This is a genomic window from Pseudomonas sp. RIT778, from assembly GCF_019718735.1.
Taxonomy (GTDB): Bacteria; Pseudomonadota; Gammaproteobacteria; order Pseudomonadales; family Pseudomonadaceae; genus Aquipseudomonas; species Aquipseudomonas aphyarum.
This window is the reverse complement of sequence record NZ_JAIHBA010000010.1, coordinates 41,206-66,455: the sequence shown is the minus strand read 5'-3', so window position 1 is coordinate 66,455 and position 25,250 is coordinate 41,206. Positions and strand designations below refer to the sequence as shown.

Annotated in this window: 25 protein-coding genes; 18 read left to right on the top strand and 7 right to left on the bottom strand. The window is 60.4% G+C overall.

What is annotated here, in order from left to right:
- Positions 1 to 63 precede the first annotated feature (63 nt).
- Both pyrC and rnt read left to right on the top strand, forming a co-directional pair.
- Entirely contained in the window at positions 64 to 1,110 is a 1,047-nt protein-coding gene (gene pyrC / locus K5E37_RS07975) for a dihydroorotase (protein WP_039765844.1), read from the top strand.
- Entirely contained in the window at positions 1,107 to 1,781 is a 675-nt protein-coding gene (gene rnt / locus K5E37_RS07970; protein WP_007953196.1) for a ribonuclease T, read from the top strand. The genes pyrC and rnt overlap by 4 nt, the downstream gene beginning before the upstream one ends.
- Positions 1,782 to 1,856: 75 nt before the next feature.
- Here rnt and K5E37_RS07965 read toward each other — a convergent pair whose 3' ends face one another.
- Positions 1,857 to 2,459, bottom strand: a complete 603-nt coding sequence (locus K5E37_RS07965; protein WP_007953195.1) for a peroxiredoxin — start codon at positions 2,457 to 2,459, stop codon at positions 1,857 to 1,859.
- A gap of 291 nt (positions 2,460 to 2,750) precedes the next feature.
- Between K5E37_RS07965 and K5E37_RS07960 the strand changes: the two genes are divergently transcribed.
- The gene (locus K5E37_RS07960) at positions 2,751 to 2,969 is read left to right on the top strand and encodes a bacterioferritin-associated ferredoxin (protein WP_007953193.1); all 219 of its coding nucleotides are present in this window, start codon (positions 2,751 to 2,753) and stop codon (positions 2,967 to 2,969) included.
- A gap of 199 nt (positions 2,970 to 3,168) precedes the next feature.
- A complete protein-coding gene (bfr, locus tag K5E37_RS07955; protein ID WP_011335740.1) occupies positions 3,169 to 3,645 on the top strand; it encodes a bacterioferritin in 477 nt (158 codons plus the stop codon).
- Between the two features lie 106 nt (positions 3,646 to 3,751).
- Here the strand turns inward: bfr and grxD are convergent, their stop codons facing one another.
- The 3 genes from grxD to K5E37_RS07940 form a co-directional block, all read right to left on the bottom strand.
- Complete coding sequence (gene grxD / locus K5E37_RS07950; RefSeq protein ID WP_003227729.1) at positions 3,752 to 4,093, bottom strand: Grx4 family monothiol glutaredoxin; 342 nt, start codon at positions 4,091 to 4,093, stop codon at positions 3,752 to 3,754.
- Positions 4,094 to 4,190: 97 nt separating this feature from the next.
- Positions 4,191 to 6,296: a molybdopterin oxidoreductase family protein gene (locus K5E37_RS07945; protein WP_221533550.1), complete on the bottom strand. Its 2,106-nt coding sequence runs from the start codon at positions 6,294 to 6,296 to the stop codon at positions 4,191 to 4,193.
- A gap of 129 nt (positions 6,297 to 6,425) precedes the next feature.
- Positions 6,426 to 6,716 carry a hypothetical protein gene (locus K5E37_RS07940; protein ID WP_007953190.1) on the bottom strand — a complete coding sequence of 97 codons (291 nt, stop codon included), beginning with the start codon at positions 6,714 to 6,716 and terminating at the stop codon, positions 6,426 to 6,428.
- Positions 6,717 to 7,121: 405 nt separating this feature from the next.
- Between K5E37_RS07940 and argF the strand changes: the two genes are divergently transcribed.
- Positions 7,122 to 8,042 (top strand): ornithine carbamoyltransferase, encoded by a 921-nt coding sequence (gene argF / locus K5E37_RS07935; protein ID WP_045121707.1) that lies wholly within the window; start codon positions 7,122 to 7,124, stop codon positions 8,040 to 8,042.
- Entirely contained in the window at positions 8,039 to 9,148 is a 1,110-nt protein-coding gene (locus K5E37_RS07930) for an ABC transporter ATP-binding protein (protein ID WP_179693896.1), read from the top strand. The genes argF and K5E37_RS07930 overlap by 4 nt, the downstream gene beginning before the upstream one ends.
- A 49-nt stretch (positions 9,149 to 9,197) precedes the next feature.
- Here K5E37_RS07930 and K5E37_RS07925 read toward each other — a convergent pair whose 3' ends face one another.
- Both K5E37_RS07925 and ybaK read right to left on the bottom strand, forming a co-directional pair.
- Entirely contained in the window at positions 9,198 to 9,980 is a 783-nt protein-coding gene (locus tag K5E37_RS07925; RefSeq protein ID WP_221533549.1) for a PhzF family phenazine biosynthesis protein, read from the bottom strand.
- Between the two features lie 89 nt (positions 9,981 to 10,069).
- The gene (ybaK, locus tag K5E37_RS07920) at positions 10,070 to 10,540 is read right to left on the bottom strand and encodes a Cys-tRNA(Pro) deacylase (protein ID WP_221533548.1); all 471 of its coding nucleotides are present in this window, start codon (positions 10,538 to 10,540) and stop codon (positions 10,070 to 10,072) included.
- A 359-nt stretch (positions 10,541 to 10,899) separates the two neighbouring features.
- On the opposite strand from ybaK, the gene K5E37_RS07915 reads away from it, so the two are divergent.
- From K5E37_RS07915 to K5E37_RS07865, 11 genes are all read left to right on the top strand, one after another.
- Positions 10,900 to 11,751, top strand: a complete 852-nt coding sequence (locus tag K5E37_RS07915) for an MIP/aquaporin family protein (protein ID WP_007953183.1) — start codon at positions 10,900 to 10,902, stop codon at positions 11,749 to 11,751.
- Between the two features lie 78 nt (positions 11,752 to 11,829).
- Entirely contained in the window at positions 11,830 to 13,332 is a 1,503-nt protein-coding gene (glpK, locus tag K5E37_RS07910; RefSeq protein WP_007953181.1) for a glycerol kinase GlpK, read from the top strand.
- Between the two features lie 240 nt (positions 13,333 to 13,572).
- Positions 13,573 to 14,328 (top strand): DeoR/GlpR family transcriptional regulator, encoded by a 756-nt coding sequence (locus tag K5E37_RS07905; RefSeq protein ID WP_007953179.1) that lies wholly within the window; start codon positions 13,573 to 13,575, stop codon positions 14,326 to 14,328.
- A gap of 259 nt (positions 14,329 to 14,587) precedes the next feature.
- Positions 14,588 to 16,126: a glycerol-3-phosphate dehydrogenase gene (gene glpD, locus K5E37_RS07900; RefSeq protein WP_085745277.1), complete on the top strand. Its 1,539-nt coding sequence runs from the start codon at positions 14,588 to 14,590 to the stop codon at positions 16,124 to 16,126.
- Positions 16,127 to 16,465: 339 nt separating this feature from the next.
- Positions 16,466 to 17,380, top strand: a complete 915-nt coding sequence (locus tag K5E37_RS07895; RefSeq protein ID WP_011335750.1) for a glutamate/aspartate ABC transporter substrate-binding protein — start codon at positions 16,466 to 16,468, stop codon at positions 17,378 to 17,380.
- Positions 17,381 to 17,574: 194 nt separating this feature from the next.
- Positions 17,575 to 18,321: an amino acid ABC transporter permease gene (locus tag K5E37_RS07890; protein WP_007953174.1), complete on the top strand. Its 747-nt coding sequence runs from the start codon at positions 17,575 to 17,577 to the stop codon at positions 18,319 to 18,321.
- The gene (locus K5E37_RS07885) at positions 18,321 to 18,992 is read left to right on the top strand and encodes an amino acid ABC transporter permease (RefSeq protein WP_007953172.1); all 672 of its coding nucleotides are present in this window, start codon (positions 18,321 to 18,323) and stop codon (positions 18,990 to 18,992) included. Before K5E37_RS07890 ends, K5E37_RS07885 begins: the two co-directional genes overlap by 1 nt.
- Positions 18,989 to 19,723 (top strand): amino acid ABC transporter ATP-binding protein, encoded by a 735-nt coding sequence (locus K5E37_RS07880; RefSeq protein ID WP_007953170.1) that lies wholly within the window; start codon positions 18,989 to 18,991, stop codon positions 19,721 to 19,723. Before K5E37_RS07885 ends, K5E37_RS07880 begins: the two co-directional genes overlap by 4 nt.
- A gap of 64 nt (positions 19,724 to 19,787) precedes the next feature.
- Positions 19,788 to 21,701 carry a sensor histidine kinase gene (locus K5E37_RS07875; RefSeq protein ID WP_102687199.1) on the top strand — a complete coding sequence of 638 codons (1,914 nt, stop codon included), beginning with the start codon at positions 19,788 to 19,790 and terminating at the stop codon, positions 21,699 to 21,701.
- Positions 21,698 to 23,026, top strand: a complete 1,329-nt coding sequence (locus K5E37_RS07870; RefSeq protein WP_085606770.1) for a sigma-54 dependent transcriptional regulator — start codon at positions 21,698 to 21,700, stop codon at positions 23,024 to 23,026. The genes K5E37_RS07875 and K5E37_RS07870 overlap by 4 nt, the downstream gene beginning before the upstream one ends.
- Before the next feature lie 20 nt (positions 23,027 to 23,046).
- A complete protein-coding gene (locus K5E37_RS07865) occupies positions 23,047 to 23,376 on the top strand; it encodes a GlpM family protein (protein ID WP_162831789.1) in 330 nt (109 codons plus the stop codon).
- Between the two features lies 1 nt (position 23,377).
- Here the strand turns inward: K5E37_RS07865 and K5E37_RS07860 are convergent, their stop codons facing one another.
- Positions 23,378 to 24,412: an alpha/beta fold hydrolase gene (locus K5E37_RS07860; RefSeq protein ID WP_221533547.1), complete on the bottom strand. Its 1,035-nt coding sequence runs from the start codon at positions 24,410 to 24,412 to the stop codon at positions 23,378 to 23,380.
- Positions 24,413 to 24,694: 282 nt separating this feature from the next.
- Here K5E37_RS07860 and K5E37_RS07855 point away from each other — a divergent pair, with 282 nt between their 5' ends.
- Complete coding sequence (locus tag K5E37_RS07855; RefSeq protein WP_221533546.1) at positions 24,695 to 25,207, top strand: hypothetical protein; 513 nt, start codon at positions 24,695 to 24,697, stop codon at positions 25,205 to 25,207.
- The last annotated feature ends 43 nt before the right edge of the window (positions 25,208 to 25,250 follow it).

Sequence of the window (25,250 nt, the reverse complement as noted above, 5' to 3'; positions counted from 1 at the left end):
GAGTGCCTGCAAGAGTCTTTTCCGGTAGCATTCGCCTCAGTTTGACCCGCCTGGAATCCCCTCATGTCCGACCGCCTGACCCTGCTGCGTCCCGACGACTGGCACATTCATCTTCGCGATGGTGCCGTGTTGACCAATACCGTTGCGGATGTCGCGCGCACCTTTGGTCGCGCCATCATCATGCCCAACCTGGTACCTCCGGTGCGCAACGCCGCTGAAGCCGACGGCTATCGCCAGCGGATTCTCGCTGCCCGCCCGGCCGGCAGTCGTTTCGAGCCGCTGATGGTGCTGTACCTCACCGACCGCACCCAGCCCGAAGAAATCCGTGAGGCCAAGGCCAGCGGTTTCGTGCACGCCGCCAAGCTGTACCCGGCCGGCGCCACCACCAACTCCGATTCCGGGGTCACCAGCATCGACAAGATTTTCCCGGCGCTGGAAGCCATGGCCGAAGTCGGCATGCCGCTGTTGATCCACGGTGAAGTCACCCGTGGCGATGTCGACGTGTTCGACCGCGAAAAAATCTTCATCGACGAGCACATGCGCCGCGTGGTCGAGCGTTTCCCGACGCTGAAAGTGGTGTTCGAACACATCACCACCGGCGATGCCGTGCAGTTCGTCAACGAGGCTTCGGCCAACGTCGGCGCGACCATCACCGCGCATCACCTGCTCTACAACCGCAACCACATGCTGGTGGGCGGGATTCGGCCGCACTTCTACTGCCTGCCGATCCTCAAGCGCAACACGCACCAGGAAGCCCTGCTCGACGCCGCCACCAGTGGCAGCGCGAAGTTCTTCCTCGGTACCGACTCGGCGCCGCACGCCCAGCACGCCAAGGAAGCCGCCTGCGGCTGTGCCGGCTGCTACACCGCGTACGCCGCCATCGAGTTGTATGCCGAAGCCTTTGAACAGCGCAATGCGCTGGACAAGCTCGAAGCCTTCGCCAGCCTCAATGGCCCGCGTTTCTACGGCCTGCCGGCGAACACCGATCGCATCACCCTGGTTCGTGACGAATGGACCGCCCCGACCAGCCTGCCTTTCGGCGAGCTGACCGTTATCCCGCTGCGCGCCGGTGAAAAACTGCGCTGGCGCCTGCTGGAGGAACACGCGTGAGTGAAGACCATTTCGACGACGAACTGGACGGTCAAGGTGGCGGCGGTTCGCGCCATCCAATGGCAGCACGCTTTCGCGGCTACCTGCCGGTTGTCGTCGACGTAGAAACCGGTGGCTTCAACTCGGCCACCGACGCTCTGCTGGAGATTGCCGCGACCACCATCGCCATGGATGAAAAGGGTTTTGTCTACCCGGATCACACTTACTTCTTCCGCGTCGAGCCGTTCGAAGGCGCCAACGTTGAAGCGGCGGCACTGGAGTTCACCGGGATCAAGCTCGATCACCCGTTGCGCATGGCCGTCAGCGAAGAGACGGCCCTGACCGACATCTTCCGTGGCGTGCGCAAGGCCTTGAAGGCCAACGGCTGCAAGCGGGCGATCCTGGTCGGCCACAACAGCAGCTTCGACCTGGGCTTCCTCAATGCTGCCGTCGCGCGGCTGGACATGAAGCGCAATCCGTTCCACCCGTTCTCCAGCTTCGACACCGCGACCCTCGCCGGTCTGGCGTACGGCCAGACCGTATTGGCCAAGGCCTGTCAGGCAGCCGACATTGATTTCGACGGCCGTGAAGCGCATTCGGCGCGTTACGACACCGAGAAGACGGCCGAGCTGTTCTGCGGCATCGTCAACCGCTGGAAACAGATGGGCGGCTGGGAAGACTTCGACGACTGATCCTCGTCGGGTTTCTTCCAAGCATGAAAAAACCGGCCACGTGGGCCGGTTTTTTTTGTACCTCGACGTTGCGCCTTACAGGGCAGCAGCGTTCTCGGTCAGGTAAGCCGCAACGCCTTCTGGCGAAGCGTTCATGCCTTTGTCGCCTTTTTTCCAGTTGGCAGGGCAGACTTCGCCGTGCTCTTCGTGGAATTGCAGAGCGTCGACCAGACGGATCAGCTCTTCCATGTTACGGCCCAGCGGCAGGTCGTTGACGATCTGCGAGCGGACAACGCCTTTGTCGTCGATCAGGAACGCGCCACGGAAAGCCACGCCGCCTTCGGACTCAACGTCGTAGGCCTTGGCGATGTCGTGCTTCATGTCGGCAGCCATGGTGTATTTCACCTGACCGATGCCGCCATTGTTGACCGGGGTGTTGCGCCAGGCGTTGTGGGTGAAGTGCGAGTCGATCGACACGGCGATCACTTCTACGTTGCGTGCCTTGAAGTCGGCCATGCGGTTGTCCAGAGCGATCAGCTCGGACGGGCAGACGAAGGTGAAGTCCAGCGGGTAGAAGAACACCAGGCCGTATTTGCCTTTGATGGCCGAGGACAGGGTGAAGCTGTCAACGATCTCGCCATTGCCGAGTACGGCCGGGACGGTGAAGTCAGGGGCTTGTTTGCCTACGAGTACGCTCATTGATATCTCCTGGTGTAAAAACTTGAAGTTCAGGGTTCGGGCCAGCCTGCCACCCTCAGGCGACAGCCCTGTGACACGAACCCCCTTCGCAAGGGCCGACCATCATACACTGCGTTTTTCGACTGTCCTTAAAGGTTTTTCGCGAAATCCCGGCTGGCATCCGGCCATGTACCACCGTTCGTCAGTCACAGCCGTTGGCGATGAAAACCACTGGGAAAGCACTTTGACAATCATTCTCGTTAACATTAAGATCCATCGCAATTGAGTCACAACCAGCGACGGTTCTCACTTATGTATGTTTGCCTCTGCACTGGCGTCACCGACGGACAGATCCGCGAAGCGATCTATGAAGGTTGCTGCAGCTATAAAGAAGTCCGTCAGGCCACCGGCGTAGCCAGCCAATGCGGCAAATGTGCGTGCCTGGCGAAGGAAGTGGTTCGCGAAACCCTGACCAAGCTGCAAACCGCCCAGGCTGCGATCCCCTACCCGGCAGAATTTACCGCCGCGTAATTATCCCGAATTCGAAGAACCGGACTTATGTCCGGTTTTTTTATGCCTGAAAATCAACTGCTTAGCGTCTAGACGCGGAACACAAACATTCTTATTCCGATTAATTTTCATTTATTATTCAATAACTTAGGTTTGACACTTATAAATACCAAGCTCAAACTCTGCCCTATATACCGCTACTTAGGGCAGGACTCCCATCATGAAAGGCGACGTAACAGTCATCCAGCATCTCAACAAGATCCTTGCCAATGAGCTGGTCGCGATCAATCAGTACTTCCTGCATGCGCGCATGTATGAAGATTGGGGCCTGAACAAGCTCGGCAAGCACGAGTACCACGAATCCATCGATGAGATGAAGCACGCGGACAAGCTGATCAAGCGCATCCTGTTCCTCGAAGGCCTGCCGAACGTGCAGGACCTGGGCAAGCTGCACATCGGCGAGCACACCAAGGAAATGCTGGAGTGCGACCTGCGTATCGAGAAGACCGGCCACGCCGATCTGAAGGCCGCCATCGCCCACTGCGAATCCGTTGGTGACTTCGGCAGCCGCGAACTGCTCGAAGACATCCTTGAATCCGAGGAAGAACATATCGACTGGCTGGAAACCCAACTGGGCCTGATCGATAAAGTCGGTCTTGAGAACTATCTGCAATCGCAGATGGGCGAAGACGAGTAATCAGCCAGCGCTAAACTCGAGACACTAAAAAGCCCCGCCCTCTTTCGAGAGGCGGGGCTTTTTATTGCCCGGACTTCAGACTCGCCGAAATCCGTGCAGAAGCCAATCAGGCTTCGGACTTGGCCGCAGCAGCCTTGGCGGATGCTTCCTTGACCAGAGTCTGCAGCTCACCGTTGGCGAACATTTCAGCCATGATGTCGCTGCCGCCGACCAGTTCACCGCCGACCCACAGTTGCGGGAAAGTCGGCCAGTTGGCGTACTTCGGCAGGTTGGCGCGGATTTCCGGGTTCTGCAGGATGTCGACGTAGGCGAACTTCTCGCCACAGCCCATCACGGCCTGCGCAGCTTTCGCGGAGAAGCCACACTGCGGGGCATTCGGCGAGCCTTTCATGTAAAGCAGAATGGTGTTGTTGGCAATCTGCTCTTTAATCGTTTCGATGATATCCATGGAGCACCTCGGCTGAACTTTCCGACTCATGGGTCGGCACGGTGGCGCATTGTAACGGAATCCCGAGCGCCCTGCTCGGTCTCCCCGACAGACTTGCTCACGCCGCCGCCACCGTCACCGGCACGCCATTGAGCGCCGCGTTGCCTGACAACTCGTCGAGCTGGCATTCATCGGTCAGGTCATTGGCGCTGGAACCCGGCTGACCGCTGGCAATCGCCATCTGCACGCCCGGTCGGGCATGGCCCCATCCATGCGGCAGGCTGACCACGCCCTTCATCATGTCCGCACTGCCCAGCACCTCTACCTCGATCTGCCCGACCCGCGAACTCACCCGCACAAGCTGACCATCACTGAGCCCGCGACTGGCGAGATCGTCCGGGTTCATCAACAGCTGATGACGCGGCTTGCCCTTCACCAGTCGATGGTAATTGTGCATCCACGAATTGTTGCTGCGCACATGACGGCGGCCGATCATCAACAGCTCATCGGCGGCGGGCGCCTGCAACGCGGCGAAGCGCGCAAGGTCGGCCAGGATTTCCGGCGGCGCTGCCTGAACTCGTTGATTGGCGCTCTTCAATCGAGATGTCAGGTTGGGTTTGAGCGCTCCCAGATCAACACCGTGCGGATGATCGAACAGCGTCGCAAGCGACAATTTTTGCTCGGATGCATCGCCATACAAGCCCATGCGCAACCCCATGTCGATCATCTTCGCCGGCGGCATCGTCGGTTTCAGCTCCTTGCCGGTCTTCGCGGCAAAGGCCTTGGCCAGGCCGACGAAGACTTCCCAGTCGTGCAGCGCCCCTTCGGGTTTGGCGAGGATCGCCCGGTTGAACCGGGTGACGTTGCGCACCGCGAACAGATTGAAGGTGGTGTCGTAGTGATCGTTCTCCAGCGCCGAGGTCGACGGCAGGATCAGGTCGGCATAGCGTGTGGTTTCGTTGATGTACAGATCGACGCTGACCATGAACTCCAGCCCGTCCAGCGCCTGCTCCAGTTGCCGGCCGTTGGGCGTGGACAGGACCGGATTGCCGGCCACGGTAATCAGCGCGCGAATCTGCCCCTCGCCTTCGGTGAGCATTTCTTCAGCCAGGGCCGAGACCGGTAATTCGCCGCCGTATTCCGGACGCCCGGACACGCGGCTCTGCCATTTATTGAAGTGCCCGCCCGAAGTCGAGGCCACAAGATCCACCGCCGGCTCGGTGCACAAGGCACCGCCGACGCGGTCCAGGTTGCCGGTCACCAGATTGATCAACTGCACAACCCAATGGCACAGCGTGCCGAAGGCCTGAGTGGAAACGCCCATCCGGCCGTAGCAAACGGCGCTTGGCGCGGCGGCGAAGTCCCGGGCCAGTTGGCGGATCTGTGCGGCAGGAACCGCGCACAACGGGCTCATGGCCTCGGCGGTGAACCCCGCCACCGCCGCGCGCACGTCGTCCAGACCGTCCACCGGCAAATGACTGTCAGACGTCAGCCCTTCGCTGAACAGCGTGTTGAGCACACCAAACAACAACGCCGCATCGCCGCCGGGGCGCACGAACAAATGCTGGTCGGCCATCGCCGCCGTCTCGCTGCGCCGCGGATCGACCACCACCACTTTGCCGCCCCGGGCCTGGATCGCCTTCAGACGCTTCTCCACATCCGGCACAGTCATGATGCTGCCGTTGGACGCCAGCGGATTACCGCCCAGGATCAACATGAAGTCGGTGTGATCGATATCCGGGATCGGCAGCAGCAGGCCATGGCCGTACATCAGGTAGCTGGTCAGGTGATGGGGCAGTTGATCGACCGACGTCGCCGAATAGCGGTTGCGGGTTTTCAACAGGCCAAGGAAGTAATTGCTGTGGGTCATCAGCCCGTAGTTATGCACGCTGGGGTTGCCCTGATACACGGCGACCGCGTTCTGCCCATGACGCTCCTGAATCGCCGAGAGTTTTTCGGCGACCAGTTCGAACGCTTCTTCCCACTCGATGGGCAGCCATTCGCTGCCGACCCGGCGCATCGGCTGGCGCAGGCGATCCGGATCATTCTGGATGTCTTGCAGCGCCACGGCCTTGGGGCAGATGTGGCCACGACTGAACGTGTCCAGGGCGTCGCCCTTGATCGAGGTGATCTGCACCTGGCCGTCGGTTTCGGTGGTTTCGATGGTCAAGCCGCAGATGGCTTCACACAGGTGGCAGGCACGGTGATGGAGAGTCTTGGTCATGGCCAGTCTCTGTCTTGTTCTGGGCAGGCAATCACGCCTGCGGGAACAAAACTATGGCCCGCGACCCGGTGCAGCGCCAGCGACGTTCGTCTTGTGAATCGGCGGCCATCAGGCCCGCCGATAGACGCGTCAGTTCGCCGGAAGCTGAGGCGGTGCGGCCAGCTGGATTTCCTGGATGGTCTCGATCTGCTCGTGGGCGACGTGGACGCCGGTGAGTTCGCCGATCAGTCGCCAATGCTCGTCGAGTCCGGCGCTGATGGTCGCCATGCGGTCGATCATCTGCCGGCTGGCGGCCTTGACCACGTCGTCATCGCTGCGCAGCAGTTCGAAGGACATCGAGGTCATCGAGGCGGTGAGGTGGGTCAATGAGCGTGCCGTGTGGCCCAGCAGTTCCATTAACAGTTTTTCTTTCGATTCCATGCGGAGGCTTCCTGCGTCGCTCGTGATTTATTTATAACCCAGCACTTTGCTTTAGCAAATGTTTCAACCTGCGCATCCGACCAAGCGAACCGGTGGCTCAACGGTCGCAAACCGACCAGAGCCGTGCCATCCCCGCCGCGCCTGATTGCCAAGCCCGGTGAGGCCAGTGTACAAATGCCTCGTTGCCCCCTCGAAAACTGACCGGAAATCACAGTGTTCGCACTGTTATCACCCGGCGCATTTCTGCAAAAACCGTAGCCTATTGGAAAAACGCGACATTTAGTGTCAATATCGCGCCTTCCCCTATTTCGTCGCCCCCGTGCGGCTTACGCCGCAGGTCTCGCCCGTTGTTCCGATAAACAAGGCTTTGAGCATCTGCGGTTTGTAGCAAAAAGGTAGTCAATGATGAGCGCAAGGCACTTTCTCTCCCTGATGGATTGCACGCCCGAAGAGCTGGTCAGCGTGATCCGTCGAGGCGTTGAGCTCAAGGACCTGCGTAACCGCGGCGTACTGTTCGAGCCTCTGAAAAACCGCGTCCTGGGGATGATCTTCGAGAAATCCTCGACCCGTACCCGGATCTCCTTCGAGGCCGGCATGATCCAGCTCGGCGGCCAGGCAATCTTCCTGTCGCCGCGCGACACCCAACTGGGCCGCGGCGAGCCGATCGGCGACTGCGCCATCGTCATGTCGAGCATGCTCGACGCAGTGATGATCCGTACCTTTGCCCACAGCACCCTGACCGAATTCGCCGCCAACTCCCGCGTGCCGGTGATCAACGGCCTGTCCGATGACCTGCACCCGTGTCAGTTGCTGGCCGACATGCAGACCTTCCTCGAACACCGCGGCTCGATCCAGGGCAAGACCGTGGCCTGGATCGGCGACGGCAACAACATGTGCAACAGCTATATAGAAGCGGCGATCCAGTTCGACTTCCAGTTGCGCGTGGCCTGCCCCGAAGGCTACGAACCAAACCCTGAGTTCGTGGCCAAGGCCGGTGACCGCGTGACCATCGTCCGTGACCCGAAAGACGCCGTGCGTGGCGCGCACCTGGTCAGCACCGATGTCTGGACCTCCATGGGCCAGGAAGAAGAGACCGCCAAGCGCCTCAAGCTGTTCGCGCCGTACCAGGTCACCCGTGCCCTGCTCGACCTCGCGGCCGAGGACGTGTTATTCCTGCACTGTCTGCCCGCCCACCGCGGCGAAGAAATCAGCCTCGACCTGCTTGATGACCCGCGCTCCGTCGCCTGGGATCAGGCAGAAAACCGTCTCCACGCACAGAAGGCCCTGCTCGAGTTCCTCGTTGAACCGGCATATCACCACGCATGAGCCATGAATTACTGCTGAACCTGCGCAACCTCGCTTGCGGCTATCAAGATCAACGTGTGGTGCAGAACCTCAACCTGCACCTCAACGCCGGCGACATCGGTTGCCTGCTCGGCTCCTCGGGCTGCGGCAAGACCACCACCCTGCGTGCGATTGCCGGTTTCGAACCGGTGCACGAAGGGGAAATTTCTCTCGGCGGTGAAGTGATCTCCAGCGCCGGCTTCACCCTCGCCCCGGAAAAACGCCGGATCGGCATGGTGTTCCAGGACTACGCGCTGTTCCCGCACCTGAGTGTCGCGGACAACATCGCCTTCGGCATCCGCAAGCACCCGAACAAGGAGCGCGTCACCGAAGAGCTGCTGGAGCTGGTCAACCTGAAGAACCTCGGCAAGCGCTTCCCACACGAGTTGTCCGGTGGCCAGCAACAACGTGTCGCCCTCGCCCGCGCCCTGGCGCCGGAGCCGCAACTGCTGCTGCTCGACGAGCCGTTCTCCAACCTCGATGGCGAGTTGCGTCGCAAGCTCAGCCACGAAGTGCGCGACATCCTCAAGGCCCGTGGCACCAGTGCGATTCTGGTGACTCACGACCAGGAAGAAGCCTTCGCCGTGAGCGATCACGTCGGCGTGTTCAAGGAAGGCCGGCTGGAGCAGTGGGATACGCCGTACAACCTCTATCACGAGCCGGCGACGCCGTTTGTGGCCAGCTTCATCGGTCAGGGTTACTTCATTCGCGGTCAGCTCGGCAGCCCGGAATCGGTGCAGACCGAACTCGGTGAACTGCGCGGCAATCGCGCCTACACCTGGCCGATCGGTGGCGCGGTGGATGTGCTGCTGCGTCCGGACGACATCGTTTACGCGCCGGACAGTGGATTGAAAGCACGGATCGTCGGCAAGACTTTCCTCGGCGCCTCGACCCTGTATCGCCTGCAACTGCCGACCGGCGCACAGCTGGAATCAATCTTCCCGAGCCATGCCGACCATCAGGTGGGTGCGGATGTCGGGATTCGTGTGGCGGCGGAACATCTGGTGCTGTTCCAGGCCTCCGGCAGCACTGCAGCGCAGATTCCGGCGGTGGAAAACGGCGTTCGCCGCTACAGCACCGCGCACTGATCTCTGCACAAACAATGAGGGAGCCTGATGGCTCCCTTGTTTTTTGGCTTCAGCCCAGCATCAATGTGCCGCTGGCCACCAGCGTCGCATTCCCGCCGATCTTCACCCGCTCGCCTTCCAGCCGACAGAACAGTTCACCACCCCGCGCCGAACGCTGGCATGCAGTAAGGCTGGATTTGCCCAGACGTTTCGACCAGTACGGAATCAGGCTGCAATGTGTCGAGCCGGTCACCGGGTCTTCATTGATGCCGATGGCCGGGGCGAAATAGCGCGAGACAAAATCATGCTGATTGCCCCGGGCGGTGACGATCGCACCCAGCCAAGGCAGCTTGGCGAGGGCGACCATGTCCGGCTGGCAATCGAGCACCGCCTGCTCGGACTCCAGCACCACGAACAGCTCGTTGGAACTCAGAACATCCACCGCCTGAACATTCAGCGCCCGTTCGATCTCCACGGTGACGCCTTTCTCCACCGCTTCGATGGCCGGGAAATCCAGCCACAACCTGCCACCCTCGCGGCTGACGCTCAACGGCCCGGACTTGCAGGTGAAGTCCAGACGCTCGGCGCTTTCCTTATAGATCTCGAACAGTACATAGGCGCTGGCCAGGGTCGCGTGACCACACAGCGGCACCTCGGTTGTCGGCGTGAACCAGCGGATGTGCCACGCCAGCCCTTCGCGCACCAGAAACGCGGTTTCCGCCAGATTGTGCTCGGCGGCGATCTTTTGCATCAGCTCATCCGCGAGCCACGCGTCGAGCCGATAGACCATTGCCGGATTGCCACTGAACGGCCGATCACTGAACGCGTCGACCTGATGAAACTCGAGCTGCATAACCTTCTCCCTGTGTCAGTCGAACGAGCATGCAGCGCCGGCCGGATCAGCGCCAGTGACAGTACCGGCCAATTTTCTTCATACAGACGTCAAGGGCGACCAATGTCGGCAAATTTCGCCTGGGTGTGCTCTGCCAAAACCGCCGGTGCCAGCTCCACTTCCAGCCCGCGCCGACCGGCGCTGACATAAATGGTCGCAAAAGGCTGGGCCGAGTTGTCGATGAAGGTACGCAGGCGTTTTTTCTGCCCCAGCGGGCTGATGCCTCCCAGCAGGTAACCGGTGGACCGTTGCGCGGCGGCCGGGTCGGCCATTTCGACTTTTTTCACGCCGGCGGCGTGGGCAAGCCCCTTGAGGTCGAGACTTCCGACGACCGGCACCACCGCCACCAGCAACTCACCCTTCTCACTGGCCGCCAGCAGCGTCTTGAACACCTGCGCCGGATAGAGCCCTAGTTTTTCCGCGGCCTCCAGGCCATACGACGCCGCCTTCGGGTCGTGTTCGTAACTGTGCACGCGATGTTCGGCACGAACTTTTTTCAACAAGTCCAACGCAGGGGTCATGGCAGCTCCGGGTTCGGCAGTGGCAAAAAAACCTGCGGCGGATTTTAGGTCATCGCAGTGTAAAAGGCTCTACCACGCGCCACGTTTCCCGGGGTTTGCAGGCCGATGACGTTCCTGCACAAGGGTGACCCGCAGGATCATTCACGTGACTGATAGTTTATTTGTGACTGACGGTTCACTTTCGACCTTTGACAGGTTTGTTTCTTGTCTATATTTTTTCGAATCTGAATAATGTAAGAATTATCGTCATCGCAGCACCCAGCAGTAAACCGGGAACAGGATGGGGATCCTGCCTCGGCGAAAATCGCGCCTTGCCCTGTCGGCAACGCGCCAGACAACAACAAAAACCGAGGTTTTCAATGACAACTGCGTTACAGCAACCTTCGCTCTCGAGCCAGTGCCTGGCCGAGTTTCTGGGTACTGCACTCCTGATCTTTTTCGGTACGGGTTGTGTCGCCGCGCTCAAGGTCGCGGGCGCCAGCTTCGGCCTGTGGGAAATCAGCATCATCTGGGGCGTCGGCGTGAGCATGGCGATCTACCTCACCGCCGGCGTTTCCGGCGCGCACCTCAACCCTGCCGTCAGTATTGCCCTGAGCATTTTTGCCGACTTCGAAAAGCGCAAACTGCCGTTCTACATTCTGGCCCAGGTCGCCGGCGCCTTCTGCGGCGCGCTGTTGGTCTACACCCTGTACAGCAACCTGTTCTTCGATTTCGAACAAACTCACCATATGGTTCGTGGCACTGAAGCCAGCCTCGAACTGGCGTCGGTGTTCTCCACCTTCCCGAACCCTGCGCTGTCGACTGCCCAGGCGTTCCTGGTCGAGGTGATCATCACCGCGATCCTGATGGGCGTGATCATGTCCCTGACCGACGACAACAACGGCCTGCCGAAAGGCCCGCTGGCGCCGCTGCTGATCGGCCTGCTGATTGCCGTGATCGGCAGCTCGATGGGCCCGCTGACCGGTTTCGCGATGAACCCGGCCCGGGACTTCGGTCCGAAACTGATGACTTTCTTCGCCGGCTGGGGTGAAATTTCCTTCACCGGCGCACGAGAAATCCCGTACTTCCTGATTCCGATTTTTGCACCGATTGTCGGTGCCTGCCTCGGCGCTGCCGGGTATCGCGGGCTGATTGCCCGTCACCTGACCGGCGCCACACCTGCTACAAAGGATGCAGAACCGGCCATTGACGGCAAACCAAGAACTTCTTGAAACAGTCGGCGCGGGCTGCTGCCCTTATAGAGCCCGCGCCACGGCCCACTCTCCCTTATTTCGTCCAAGGCAATCGACATGACCGACATTCAGAATAAGAACTACATCATTGCCCTCGATCAGGGTACGACCAGCTCCCGCGCGATCATTTTCGACCGCGACGCGAACGTGGTCTGCACCGCACAACGCGAATTCGCTCAGCATTACCCGCAAGCCGGTTGGGTCGAACACGACCCGATGGAAATCTTCGCCACCCAGAGCGCGGTGATGGTCGAAGCGCTGGCCCAGGCCGGTCTGCACCACGATCAGGTCGCCGCCATCGGCATCACCAACCAGCGTGAAACCACCGTGGTCTGGGACAAGACCACCGGCCGCCCGGTGTACAACGCGATCGTCTGGCAATGCCGCCGCAGCACCGAGATCTGCCAACAGCTCAAGCGCGACGGTCATGAAGACTACATCCGCGACACCACAGGTCTGGTCACCGACCCGTACTTCTCCGGCACCAAACTGAAGTGGATCCTCGACAACGTCGAAGGCAGCCGCGAGCGTGCGCGCAACGGCGAACTGCTGTTCGGCACTGTCGACAGCTGGCTGATCTGGAAATTTACTGGCGGCAAGGTCCACGTCACCGACTACACCAACGCCTCGCGCACCATGCTCTTCAACATCCACACGCTTGAGTGGGACGCGAAGATGCTGGAGATCCTCGACATCCCGCGCGAGATGCTGCCGGAAGTCAAAGCCTCCTCGGAAATCTACGGTCGCACCAAGAGCGGCATCGCCATCGGCGGTATCGCCGGCGACCAGCAGGCCGCTCTGTTCGGCCAGATGTGCGTCGAGCCGGGCCAGGCAAAAAATACCTACGGCACCGGTTGCTTCCTGCTGATGAACACCGGCGACAAAGCCGTGAAATCCCAGCACGGCATGCTCACCACCATCGCCTGCGGTCCACGCGGCGAAGTGGCTTACGCACTGGAAGGCGCTGTGTTCAACGGCGGTTCGACCGTGCAGTGGCTGCGCGATGAACTGAAGATCATCAACGACGCCCACGACACCGAATACTTCGCCAATAAAGTGAAGGACAGCAACGGCGTCTATCTGGTGCCAGCCTTCACCGGCCTCGGTGCTCCCTACTGGGACCCGTATGCCCGAGGCGCCCTGTTCGGCCTGACCCGTGGCGTGCGTGTGGATCACATCATCCGCGCGGCGCTGGAATCGATCGCCTACCAGACCCGCGACGTCCTCGATGCCATGCAACAGGACTCCGGCGAACGCCTCAAGGCCCTGCGCGTAGATGGCGGTGCGGTGGCGAACAACTTCCTCATGCAGTTCCAGGCCGACATCCTCGGCACTCAGGTCGAGCGTCCGAAAATGCGCGAAACCACGGCGCTCGGTGCAGCGTATCTGGCCGGCCTGGCGTGCGGTTTCTGGGGCAGCCTGGAAGAACTGCGCGGCAAGGCAGTGATCGAGCGCGAGTTCGAACCGAGCCTGGACGAAGCGGCAAAAGAGAAGCTGTATAAAGGCTGGAAAAAAGCCGTCAGCCGCACCCGTGACTGGGAACGCGAAGACGCTGAATAAGCCAAGCTGAGTACTCGTAACCTGTTGGTCCAAACAGCGTGAAAGCGTAGCGAGCGAAGGCAAGACAAGGCAAAAACAGGCGAGGACGCGGAGTTTACGGGTTTGTAAATGAGCAGTCCGAGCCTGTTTTTAACGCAGGATTGCCGAGCGCAGTAGCTTTCACGTTGTTTGGAAACTGGTAGGGAGCGGATTCCTGCGTCATCATGGGCAAATTTTGCACGGCAGCCCAAAGGAAGCCCCATGAATCTGCCTCCCCGTCAGCAGCAAATCCTCGAGCTGGTCCGCGAACGCGGCTATGTGAGCATCGAGGAAATGGCCACGCTGTTCGTTGTTACCCCGCAAACCATCCGCCGCGATATCAATCAACTGGCGGAAGCCAATCTGCTGCGTCGCTACCACGGCGGCGCCGCTTATGATTCCAGCGTCGAAAACACCGCCTACGCGATGCGCGCCGATCAGATGCGCGATGAAAAGCAACGCATCGGTGAAGCCATAGCCGCGCAGATTCCCGATCACGCCTCGCTATTCATCAACATCGGCACAACGACCGAATCGATTGCCCGCGCCCTGCTCAATCACAGCCACCTGAAGATCATCACCAACAACCTGCACGTCGCTTCGATGCTCAGTGCCAAAGATGATTTCGATGTGCTGCTGACCGGCGGCAATGTGCGTCGCGACGGCGGCGTGGTGGGTCAGGCGAGCGTGGACTTCATCAACCAGTTCAAGGTCGACTTTGCACTGGTGGGCATCAGCGGCATCGATGAAGACGGCAGCCTGCTCGACTTCGATTACCAGGAAGTCCGGGTGTCCCAGGCGATCATCGCCAATGCCCGGCAGGTGATCCTGGCGGCGGACTCCAGCAAGTTCGGCCGTAACGCGATGATCCGCCTCGGCCCGATCAGCCTGATCGATTGCCTGGTGACCGATCAGCAACCGGTGCCGGCCCTGGCGCAACTGCTGAGCCAGCACAAGATTCGCCTGGAAGTCGTTTAACCCCCCTCCCACATATAACTCCCTCCCGGTGAGTTCTCGTTCCCACGCTCTGCGTGGGAACGATCAGTCCGCTCTGCGTGCAACGATCAGTGCTCTAACGCGCATCTTATGTTCGAAAATTTTCTTTTACCCGTCCTTCGATGAGTTTTTTCAATCGAAGTCGACTGGCTGCGCGCGTCTTTATGGGCTACCATTTTCGCAAATGAACATTCATGTTCGATTTCCAAGACAGAAAATCAAAAGAGCCCGAGGCCAGCCGATGTCCACATCTACCTTGCGTACGCCCCCTATCTCCGAGATCTACGACATCGCCGTCATCGGCGGCGGGATCAATGGCGTGGGGATCGCAGCGGATGCCGCCGGTCGCGGTCTTTCGGTGTTCCTTTGCGAAAAGGACGACCTGGCCAGCCACACCTCGTCGGCCAGCAGCAAGCTGATCCACGGTGGCCTGCGCTACCTCGAACATTACGAATTCCGTCTGGTGCGCGAAGCCCTGGCCGAACGCGAAGTGCTGCTGGCCAAGGCCCCGCACATCGTCAAACCAATGCGCTTCGTGCTGCCGCACCGTCCGCACCTGCGTCCGGCGTGGATGATCCGTGCAGGCCTGTTCCTTTATGACCACCTCGGCAAGCGCGAAAAACTCGCAGGCTCGAAAAGCCTGAAGTTCGGCGCCGACAGCGCACTGAAAAGCGAAATCAGCAAAGGCTTCGAATACTCCGATTGCTGGGTCGACGACGCCCGCCTCGTGGTTCTGAACGCCATGGCCGCCCGTGAAAAAGGCGCGCACATCCACACCCAGACCCGTTGTGTCAGCGCCCGCCGCGCCAAGGGCTTGTGGCACCTGAACCTGGAACGCGCCGACGGCAGCCTGTTTTCGATCACCGCCAAAGCGCTGGTGAACGCCGCTGGCCCGTGGGTTGCCAAGTTCATTCGTGACGACCTGAAGATGGAATCGCCGTACGGCATCCGTCTGATCCAGGGCAGCCACATCATCGTGCCGAAGCTGTACGAAGGCGATCACGCGCACATCCTGCAAAACGAAGATCAGCGCATCGTTTTCACCATTCCGTACCTGAACAACCTGACCCTGATCGGCACCACCGACCGCGAGTACACCGGCGATCCGGCCAAAGTGGCGATCACCGACGGCGAAACCGATTACCTGCTGAAAGTGGTCAACGCCCACTTCAAGAAGCAGATCAGCCGTGACGACATCCTGCACACCTACTCGGGCGTACGTCCGCTGTGCAACGACGAGTCCGACAACCCTTCGGCCGTGACCCGCGACTACACCCTGGCGCTGTCCGGCAGCACCGAAGAAGCCCCGCTGCTGTCGGTGTTCGGCGGCAAGCTGACCACCTATCGCAAGCTCGCCGAGTCAGCGATGGCGCAGCTGATGCCGTACTTCACCCAGATGCGCCCGAGCTGGACGGCCACTGCCACCCTGCCCGGCGGCGAGGACATGACCACGCCACAGGCCCTGAGCGCGCTGATCCGCGACAAGTTTGACTTCGTGCCGACCGAAATTGCACGCCGCTGGGCCACCACCTACGGCAGCCGCACCTGGCGCATGCTCGAAGGCGTCGACACCCTGGCCGACATGGGCGAACACATCGGTGGCGGGCTCTACACCCGTGAAGTCGATTACCTGTGCACTGAAGAGTGGGCCACCACCGCGCATGACATCCTGTGGCGTCGCAGCAAACTGGGCCTGTTCACCACGTCGAACGAGCAAGAGCGACTGGCGGCATACCTGAACAAGGTCGAGCAGAACCGCAGCAAGATCGAAGCGGCCTGATCCGTTCGTCGCCGAATAAAAAGCCCCTGAATCGAAAGATTCAGGGGCTTTTTGCATTCAGGCTGAAACAAGGCGCAATGAGGACGTTCGGTTTTCCGAACGCGACCTGACGGTCAATTCGGTTAACCGGATCAGATTCACGGAAAAACACCATCACAAAACTTTAATAACGTTATAAATCAACGAATTAACCCGTACCGACTGGTCTGGCACGACTCATGCTCTACACTCCTTCGACGAATGCCTGTTGCGCCAACACAACAGGAGCCGTCAGGCATTCGAAGTACAAAGGGCCCGCTCAACCGGCTCCATAAAAAAAACAATGTCGAGGAAAATTTGATGCGCATCGTTCCCCATATCCTGGGCGCAGCCATTGCTGCCGCTCTGATCAGCACACCAGTTTTCGCTGCCGAACTCACCGGCACCCTTAAGAAGATCAAAGAGTCCGGCGTCATCACCCTGGGCCACCGTGACGCTTCCATTCCTTTCTCCTACATCGCTGACGCTTCCGGCAAGCCGGTCGGCTACTCCCACGATATCCAGCTGGCCATCGTCGAAGCGATCAAGAAAGACCTGGACCTGCCAAACCTGCAGGTCAAATACAACCTGGTCACCTCGCAAACCCGTATCCCGCTGGTGCAGAACGGCACCGTGGACGTCGAGTGCGGCTCCACCACCAACAACGTCGAGCGTCAGCAACAGGTCGACTTCTCCGTCGGCATCTTCGAAATCGGTACCCGTCTGCTGTCCAAGGCTGACTCCAAGTACAAGGATTTCGACGATCTGAAAGGCAAGAACGTCGTGACCACCGCCGGCACCACTTCCGAGCGCATCCTCAAGGCGATGAACGCCGACAAGCAGATGGGCATGAACGTGATCTCCGCCAAGGACCACGGTGAATCCTTCCAGATGCTGGAATCGGGTCGTGCCGTTGCGTTCATGATGGACGACGCCCTGCTGGCCGGCGAAGCCGCCAAAGCCAAGAAAGCCTCTGACTGGGCCGTGACCGGCACTCCGCAGTCGTACGAAATCTATGGCTGCATGATGCGCAAAGGCGACGAGCCGTTCAAAAAGGCTGTCGACGACGCCATCAAGGCGACCTACGCCTCGGGTGAGATCAACAAGATCTACGAAAAATGGTTCATGCAGCCGATTCCGCCAAAAGGCCTGAACCTGAACTTCCCGATGAGCGACGAGCTCAAGGCCCTGATCGCCAATCCGACCGACAAAGCGGCTGACGACAAGAAATCCTGATTTCTGACTAACCTTATCCCCTGAGGAGGCGCCTGCCTTTTCAGGGGATGGTCACTCCCTGCTGGCATTTTCTGGAAACACTCGAACCGGTGGCTGTCGAGCCGATCGCGTGTGCCTGATTTTCACAATCAGGGTGGGAACGGAGCTTCCCCAGGCGGGCACTTGTACATCGATCGAATCGAGGGGAGACCCTAATGAATTACAACTGGGACTGGGGCGTGTTCTTCAAGTCCACCGGCGTGGGCAGCGAGACGTATCTCGACTGGTTCATTTCCGGTCTGGGCTGGACCATCGCCATCGCCATCGTGGCCTGGATCATCGCCCTGCTGCTCGGCTCGCTGCTGGGCATCATGCGCACCGTGCCAAACCGCATCGTGTCGGGCATCGCGACCTGCTACGTCGAACTGTTCCGTAACGTGCCGCTGCTGGTTCAGCTGTTCATCTGGTACTTCCTGGTGCCCGATCTGCTGCCGCCGGATCTGCAGGAGTGGTACAAGCAGGACCTGAACCCGACCACCTCGGCTTACCTGAGCGTCGTCGTGTGCCTGGGCCTGTTCACCGCCGCCCGTGTCTGCGAACAGGTTCGCACCGGTATCCAGGCGCTGCCACGCGGCCAGGAATCCGCCGCTCGCGCCATGGGTTTCAAGCTGCCGCAGATCTACTGGAACGTGCTGCTGCCCCAGGCCTACCGGATCATCATTCCGCCGCTCACCTCGGAATTCCTGAACGTGTTCAAGAACTCCTCCGTGGCGTCCCTGATCGGTCTGATGGAGCTGCTGGCGCAAACCAAACAGACCGCCGAATTCTCGGCCAACCTGTTTGAAGCCTTCACCCTGGCGACCCTGATCTATTTCACCCTCAACATGAGCCTGATGCTGCTGATGCGCATGGTCGAGAAGAAAGTCGCCGTGCCCGGCCTGATCTCCGTGGGGGGTAAATAATGGAATTCGATTTCAGTGGCATCGTTCCGGCCATTCCCGGCCTGTGGAACGGCATGCTGATGACCCTCAAGCTGATGGCGCTGGGCGTGGTCGGCGGGATCATCCTCGGCACCATCCTCGCGCTGATGCGCCTGTCCCACAGCAAACTGCTGTCGAGCATCGCCGGCGCGTACGTCAACTATTTCCGTTCGATCCCGCTGCTGCTGGTGATCACCTGGTTCTACCTGGCAGTGCCGTTCGTGCTGCGCTGGATCACCGGCGAAGACACCCCGATCGGCGCGTTCACCTCGTGCATCGTGGCGTTCATGATGTTCGAAGCGGCGTACTTCTGCGAAATCGTCCGGGCCGGCGTGCAGTCGATCCCGAAAGGCCAGATGGGCGCGGCGCAGGCACTGGGCATGACCTACGGCCAGATGATGCGCCTGATCATCCTGCCCCAGGCGTTCCGCAAGATGACCCCGCTGCTGCTGCAGCAGAGCATCATCCTGTTCCAGGACACCTCGCTGGTCTACACCGTGGGTCTGGTGGACTTCCTCAACGCCTCGCGCGCCAGTGGCGACATCATTGGCCGCTCGAATGAGTTCCTGATCTTCGCAGGTCTCGTGTACTTCACCATCAGCTTTGCCGCCTCGGTGCTGGTCAAGCGTCTGCAAAAAAGGTTCGCCGTATGATCTCTATCAAGAACATCAACAAGTGGTATGGGGACTTCCAGGTGCTGACCGATTGCAGCACCGAGGTCAAAAAGGGTGAAGTGATCGTGGTCTGCGGTCCGTCCGGTTCGGGCAAGTCGACCCTGATCAAGTGCGTCAACGCGCTGGAGCCGTTCCAGAAAGGCGACATCGTGGTCGACGGCACGTCGATTGCCGATCCGAAGACCAACCTGCCGAAACTGCGCTCGCGCGTCGGCATGGTGTTCCAGCATTTCGAACTGTTCCCGCACCTGACCATCACCGAAAACCTGACCATCGCGCAGATCAAGGTGCTGGGCCGCAGCAAGGAAGAGGCGACCAAGAAGGGCCTGCAACTGCTCGAGCGCGTCGGCCTGTCGGCTCACGCCCACAAGCACCCCGGCCAACTGTCCGGTGGTCAGCAACAGCGTGTGGCGATCGCCCGTGCGCTGGCGATGGACCCGATCGTCATGCTGTTCGACGAACCGACCTCGGCGCTGGACCCGGAAATGGTCAACGAAGTGCTCGACGTGATGGTGCAACTGGCCCACGAAGGCATGACCATGATGTGCGTGACCCACGAAATGGGCTTCGCCCGTAAAGTGGCCGACCGTGTGATCTTCATGGACGCCGGCAAGATCATCGAAGACTGCAAGAAAGAAGAGTTCTTTGGCGACATCAGCCAACGCTCCGAACGCGCGCAGCATTTCCTCGAGAAAATCCTGCAGCACTAAAAACGGCTGCATTCCCCGACATCCTCTGTCGGGGAATGCAGGTGGTTGACCCAAGGCATCTGTGATGAAATGCGACCCCACTCTCTATCGCGCCACGCCGCCATCACTTGCCGTGAAACCCCGTCTGATCCGCCACCTGTTCCTGCCGCCGCTGGTCATCGCCCTGATGATCGGACTGGGTTACATCGGCTTCTGGACCAGCGAACATTTCGGCATCCGCAGCCTCGGCGAAAACGGCCAGCGCCAGCTGGAACTGCACGCCCGCGCGGTCGAAAGCGAGATCAGCAAATACACCTACCTGCCCAGCCTGCTGGAACTCGAATCGAGCGTTTCGCAGTTGCTGGACGACCCTACTCCGGAACACCGGCAAACGGTCAACGATTACCTTGAAGGCCTGAACCGACGCAGTCGCAGTCGGGCCATCTACGTCATGGACACCACCGGCCGCGTCATGGCCACCAGCAACTGGCGCGACGTCGACAGCTACCTCGGTGAAGACCTGTCGTTCCGCGCCTACTTCCAGAATGCCATTCGCGGCCAGCCCGGACGTTTCTACGGGATCGGCAGCACCAACGGCGAACCCGGTTATTACCTGGCCCACGGCCTCGAAGAACACGGCAAGATCATCGGCGTCGCGGTGGTCAAGGTGCGCCTGGAAGCCTTGGAAGAACGCTGGCAACGGGCGCGCCTCGAAGCCTTCGTCAGCGATGAAAACGGCATCATCATTCTCTCCAGCGATCCGGCCCGGCGCCTGAAATCGGTGATACCGCTGAGCGACGAGACCAAGGAAAAACTCGCCCGCAGCCTGCAGTACTACTGGTTCCCGTTGAACGAGCTGCAACCGCTGGCCCGCGAAACCCTGTCCGAAGGCGTGGAAAAACTCACTTTCCCGGCCAACAGCGAAGTGCCGAGCCAACAGGATGGCGATGAGGAAAACATCAGCTATCTGGCGCAAACCCGACCGCTGAGCGATACCCCGTGGAATTTCACCCTGCTCACGCCGTTGCAGGATTTGCGGCGCGAGGCGATCAATCAGGGGATTCTGGTGGCCGTGGCGTTTGCCTTGGTGGCGTTCCTGTTGATTGCCTGGAATGAGCGGCGCAAGGTCATCGCCACCCGCCTCGCCGCCCGCGAAGCCTTGCAGGAAGCCAACAACCAGCTGGAGCGTCGGATTACCGAACGCACCGCCGACCTGCGCGCCAGCAACGACCGGCTCAAGAGCCAGATCCGCGAACGGCGTCAGGCCGAAGAGACCTTGCGCCGCGCCCAGGACGAACTGGTGCAGGCCGGCAAACTCGCGGCCATCGGCCAGATGTCCACCAGCATCGCCCACGAATTGAACCAGCCGCTGGCGGCGATGCGCACACTGTCGGGCAACACCATCCGCTTCCTTGAACGCGGCCAGCTCGATGTCGCCAGCACCAACCTCAAGACCATCAACGACCTGATCGACCGCATGGGCCGGATCACCGCCAGCCTGCGCTCCTTCGCCCGGCGCGGTGACGACAAGGGTCGCGCCAGCCTTGGCAAAGCGGTGGATGCCGCGCTGCAAGTGCTCGGCGCCCGCGTCGAAAGTGCCTCCCTGCAACTGCATCGCCAGTTCGACGACGTGCAGGTGCAGATCGACCAGACGCGCCTGGAACAGATTCTGGTCAACCTGATCGGCAACGCCCTCGACGCCATGCAGGCGCAACCGCTGCCGGAGCTGTGGCTGGAAGGCGAAGAATTCAACGGCAAATATCGCCTGCGGGTGCGCGACAACGGTCACGGCATCGACGCCGAAGCGCGCAAGCACCTGTTCGAACCGTTCTTCACCACCAAGCCCGGCGAACAGGGCCTGGGCCTCGGCCTGACCCTGTCGGCCAGTCTGGCGGCCGCCACCGGCGGGCATCTGGGTGTCGAACACCCGGCCAGCGGTGGTACCACTTTCGTCCTCAGTTTACCGTTGGTAAGCCCTACTCCTGCCGAGCCAATATGAACAACGACCTCAGTGTATTGATCGTCGAAGACGACCCCCATGTCCTGCTCGGCTGCCAGCAGGCGCTGACGCTGGAAGACATTCCCTGCATCGGCGTGGGCAGTGCCGAAGAAGCGCTGGAGCAGGTCGGTGACAACTTCGCCGGGATCGTCATCAGCGACATTCGCCTGCCGGGCATCGACGGCCTGGAACTGCTGACCCGGCTCAAGCAACGCGACCGCAGCCTGCCGGTGGTGCTGATCACCGGACACGGCGACATCTCCATGGCCGTCGGCGCGATGCAGAAAGGCGCCTACGACTTCATGGAAAAACCGTTCTCCCCCGAACGCCTGGTCGATGTGGCCCGCCGCGCGCTGGAGCAACGCAGCCTGAATCGCGAAGTCTCGTCCCTGCGCCGGCAACTGGCCGAACGCGATTCCCTTGAAGGACGGATCATCGGCCGTTCGCCGGCCATGCAGAACCTGCGCGAGCTGATCGCCAATGTCGCCGACACCTCAGCCAACGTGCTGATCGAAGGCGAGACCGGCACTGGCAAGGAACTGGTCGCCCGCTGCCTGCACGATTTCAGCCGCCGCCACACCAAACAGTTCGTTGCGCTGAACTGCGGCGGTCTGCCGGAAAACCTGTTCGAAAGCGAAATCTTCGGTCACGAAGCCAACGCCTTCACCGGCGCCGGCAAACGACGGATCGGCAAGATCGAACACGCCGACGGCGGCACGCTGTTCCTCGACGAAGTGGAAAGCATGCCGCTGCCATTGCAGATCAAACTGCTGCGGGTATTGCAGGAACGCACCCTCGAACGCCTCGGCTCGAACCAGAGCGTGGCGGTGGATTGCCGGGTGATCGCGGCGACCAAATCCGACCTCGACGAATCGAGCAAGGCCGGTGAATTCCGCAGCGACTTGTACTACCGCCTCAACGTGGTGACGCTGGAACTGCCGCCGCTGCGCGAACGCCGCGAAGACATCCTGCAACTGTTCGAACACTTCACCCAGCAATCGGCCCTGCGTTTCGACCGCGCGCTGCCGGAGCTGGACAACCAGACCCTGTCGAGCCTGATGAGCCACGACTGGCCGGGCAACGTGCGCGAACTGCGCAACGTCGCCGAACGTTTTGCCCTCGGTCTGCCGGCGTTCAAGAAAACCGGCGCGGGTAGTGCAGGCCAGGGCCTGGCCTTCGCCGAAGCGGTGGAAGCGTTCGAACGCAACCTGCTCAGCGACGCCCTGCAACGCAGCGGCGGCAACCTGACTCAGGCCAGCCTGGAACTGGGCATGGCCAAGACCACGCTGTTCGACAAAGTGAAAAAATACGGCCTGAGCCATTAAGCGAGAACGACGTGGATCTGATTTTCAAGGCAATGCTCGGTGCGGCAGTGGTGGTGATCCTCGCCATGCTGGCCAAGACCAAGAACTACTACATCGCAGGTCTGGTGCCGCTGTTCCCGACCTTCGCCTTGATCGCCCATTACATCGTCGGCAAGGGCCGTTCGATCGACGACCTGAAGACCACCATCGTTTTCGGCATGTGGTCAATCATTCCGTACTTCGTCTATCTGGCGACGCTGTACGTGATGGTCGACCGCATGCGCCTCGAAGCTTCGCTGGCGGTCGCGGCCGTGGCGTGGCTGATGGCGGCGACGGTGCTGGTGTCGGTGTGGGTGCGGCTTCACGCCTGAGTCAGAGCAGGTTGTGTTCCGCCAGCGGTTCGATTTGCGCCCAGTGCGACGTGTCTTCGCGATGCTCGCGCAAATACGGCAACACTGCCGCCAGCAACGGCTCCTTGAATGCTTCCTGAAAGCGGTGTGCCAGCCCCGGAATCAGCCGCAGCTGACTGCCGCGAATGTGCGCCGCCAGGTGCACGCCGTGCATCACCGGCAATAACGGATCGGCCGTGCCATGCACCACCAGCGTCGGGACGCGCAGTTGATTGAGCAACGCCACCCGGCTCGGTTCGGCGAGGATCGCCATGATCTGGCGCTTCACGCCTTCGGGATTGAACGCCCGGTCATAGGACAGCGCCGCTTGATGCAGCAATGCCTGCCGATCATCGCTGACTGAAGGGCTGCCCAACGCTGCAAGCAGATCAGCCTGTTGCTCCAGCGCGATCTGGCGATTGGGAGCGCCACGCCGTGACAACAATTGCACCAACGCCGCACTCGGCGCCGGCAGGCCTTCGGCGCCGGAGCTGGTCATGATCAGCGTCAGGCTCTCGACCCGTTGCGGCGCCATCGCCGCCATGTGCTGGGCGATCATCCCGCCCATGCTCGCGCCGAGCACGTGGAATTGCTCGACGTGCAACGCGTCCATCAGGCCCAGCGCATCGTCGGCCATGTCGGTCAGGCTGTAAGGCGCCGCCACCGGCAGGCCGAGTTTGTAGCGCAGCACCTCAAAGGTCAGGTTGGCTTCCACCGGCGTCTGGCGCCAGGTCGACAGACCGACATCGCGGTTGTCATAACGGATCACCCGAAAACCCTGCTGACACAGCGCAACCACCACTTCGTCCGGCCAGTGGATCAACTGCCCGCCCAGGCCCATCACCAGCAACAGCGCCGGATCCGACGCACGGCCGATGCTCTGGTACGCCAGGCTCACCTGCTCCAGATCGACCCGCTCGGTCGGTACATTGACGTCGCAACGCGACGCCGCATAAGACGCCGGAACGAAAAAAACCGCGGCCAACAGCGCCGCGATTGCAAAAAATCCCTTGAACATGAAAAACACCGAAACGCAGAACCCCAGTAGAGCGCGAGTCTGATGAAGTTTGTTCAAGCGCGCTGCCACAGTTCGATGACAGTTTGATGAAGAGTGCCGAGCGGTCGAATGGGCGACAAGCCTGACCTTTCCGAAGCGCACGGGCAGGTGCCGTCATGACGGGACAGGATTGAGGTCGAACCACCTGTCCGGACTGTCAGATCTGACAGTGGATTGTCACCTGATTAAAGCCTTTCATTAGCGTGCAAGGCTGACAGCCCATTCATGGAAAGCGGAGGCGAGATGAACGTAAATCAGATTCAGAACGGAGATTTCGAGACAAGGGATCTCACAGGCTGGGGCCTACAAATCAATCAGGGAAAGGCCAGTGTTGTTTTATATGACCGAAGCTTCCAGGTAGAGGTGCAGCCAGGTCTGGACGACGGCGTTGTGCTGTACACCCGATTCGATATCACCCCGGGTCGTTTTACCTTGATGCTGGATGCCACGGCGCCCACAGCACAGTTTCACCAGGACCCACGTGAAATCGAAACTCATCCGATCCTGTTTATGTTCGTCACGGGCTATGCAGCCGATGGCTCAACTGTCCAGTTCGACGTCGGAAGCTGGTGGCTGGAGGTGACTCAACAGACACACCGGTACATCGGGACAATGCCCTCTAATGTGGTGAGGGCGGAAGTGCAGATTTCGTTTCCTTCAGATCCTCTTCAGGTCAAAGGGCGTACCTACATCGACAACGTCAGTTACACCCTCAACTCACAAAAAAGTCCTGCGGGGAAACGCTGGAGTCAATGACAGAAGCCCGCTGAGCGAAAACACTCAGCGGGTTATCTGACCT

Coding starts and splice junctions, on each gene's coding strand:
- pyrC (WP_039765844.1), top strand. CDS start 64: ATGTCCGACCGCCTGACCCTGCTGCGTCCCGACGACTGGCACATTCAT.
- K5E37_RS07965 (WP_007953195.1), bottom strand. CDS start 2,459: ATGAGCGTACTCGTAGGCAAACAAGCCCCTGACTTCACCGTCCCGGCC.
- K5E37_RS07960 (WP_007953193.1), top strand. CDS start 2,751: ATGTATGTTTGCCTCTGCACTGGCGTCACCGACGGACAGATCCGCGAA.
- bfr (WP_011335740.1), top strand. CDS start 3,169: ATGAAAGGCGACGTAACAGTCATCCAGCATCTCAACAAGATCCTTGCC.
- grxD (WP_003227729.1), bottom strand. CDS start 4,093: ATGGATATCATCGAAACGATTAAAGAGCAGATTGCCAACAACACCATT.
- K5E37_RS07945 (WP_221533550.1), bottom strand. CDS start 6,296: ATGACCAAGACTCTCCATCACCGTGCCTGCCACCTGTGTGAAGCCATC.
- K5E37_RS07940 (WP_007953190.1), bottom strand. CDS start 6,716: ATGGAATCGAAAGAAAAACTGTTAATGGAACTGCTGGGCCACACGGCA.
- argF (WP_045121707.1), top strand. CDS start 7,122: ATGAGCGCAAGGCACTTTCTCTCCCTGATGGATTGCACGCCCGAAGAG.
- K5E37_RS07930 (WP_179693896.1), top strand. CDS start 8,039: ATGAGCCATGAATTACTGCTGAACCTGCGCAACCTCGCTTGCGGCTAT.
- K5E37_RS07925 (WP_221533549.1), bottom strand. CDS start 9,980: ATGCAGCTCGAGTTTCATCAGGTCGACGCGTTCAGTGATCGGCCGTTC.
- ybaK (WP_221533548.1), bottom strand. CDS start 10,540: ATGACCCCTGCGTTGGACTTGTTGAAAAAAGTTCGTGCCGAACATCGC.
- K5E37_RS07915 (WP_007953183.1), top strand. CDS start 10,900: ATGACAACTGCGTTACAGCAACCTTCGCTCTCGAGCCAGTGCCTGGCC.
- glpK (WP_007953181.1), top strand. CDS start 11,830: ATGACCGACATTCAGAATAAGAACTACATCATTGCCCTCGATCAGGGT.
- K5E37_RS07905 (WP_007953179.1), top strand. CDS start 13,573: ATGAATCTGCCTCCCCGTCAGCAGCAAATCCTCGAGCTGGTCCGCGAA.
- glpD (WP_085745277.1), top strand. CDS start 14,588: ATGTCCACATCTACCTTGCGTACGCCCCCTATCTCCGAGATCTACGAC.
- K5E37_RS07895 (WP_011335750.1), top strand. CDS start 16,466: ATGCGCATCGTTCCCCATATCCTGGGCGCAGCCATTGCTGCCGCTCTG.
- K5E37_RS07890 (WP_007953174.1), top strand. CDS start 17,575: ATGAATTACAACTGGGACTGGGGCGTGTTCTTCAAGTCCACCGGCGTG.
- K5E37_RS07885 (WP_007953172.1), top strand. CDS start 18,321: ATGGAATTCGATTTCAGTGGCATCGTTCCGGCCATTCCCGGCCTGTGG.
- K5E37_RS07880 (WP_007953170.1), top strand. CDS start 18,989: ATGATCTCTATCAAGAACATCAACAAGTGGTATGGGGACTTCCAGGTG.
- K5E37_RS07875 (WP_102687199.1), top strand. CDS start 19,788: ATGAAATGCGACCCCACTCTCTATCGCGCCACGCCGCCATCACTTGCC.
- K5E37_RS07870 (WP_085606770.1), top strand. CDS start 21,698: ATGAACAACGACCTCAGTGTATTGATCGTCGAAGACGACCCCCATGTC.
- K5E37_RS07860 (WP_221533547.1), bottom strand. CDS start 24,412: ATGTTCAAGGGATTTTTTGCAATCGCGGCGCTGTTGGCCGCGGTTTTT.
- K5E37_RS07855 (WP_221533546.1), top strand. CDS start 24,695: ATGAACGTAAATCAGATTCAGAACGGAGATTTCGAGACAAGGGATCTC.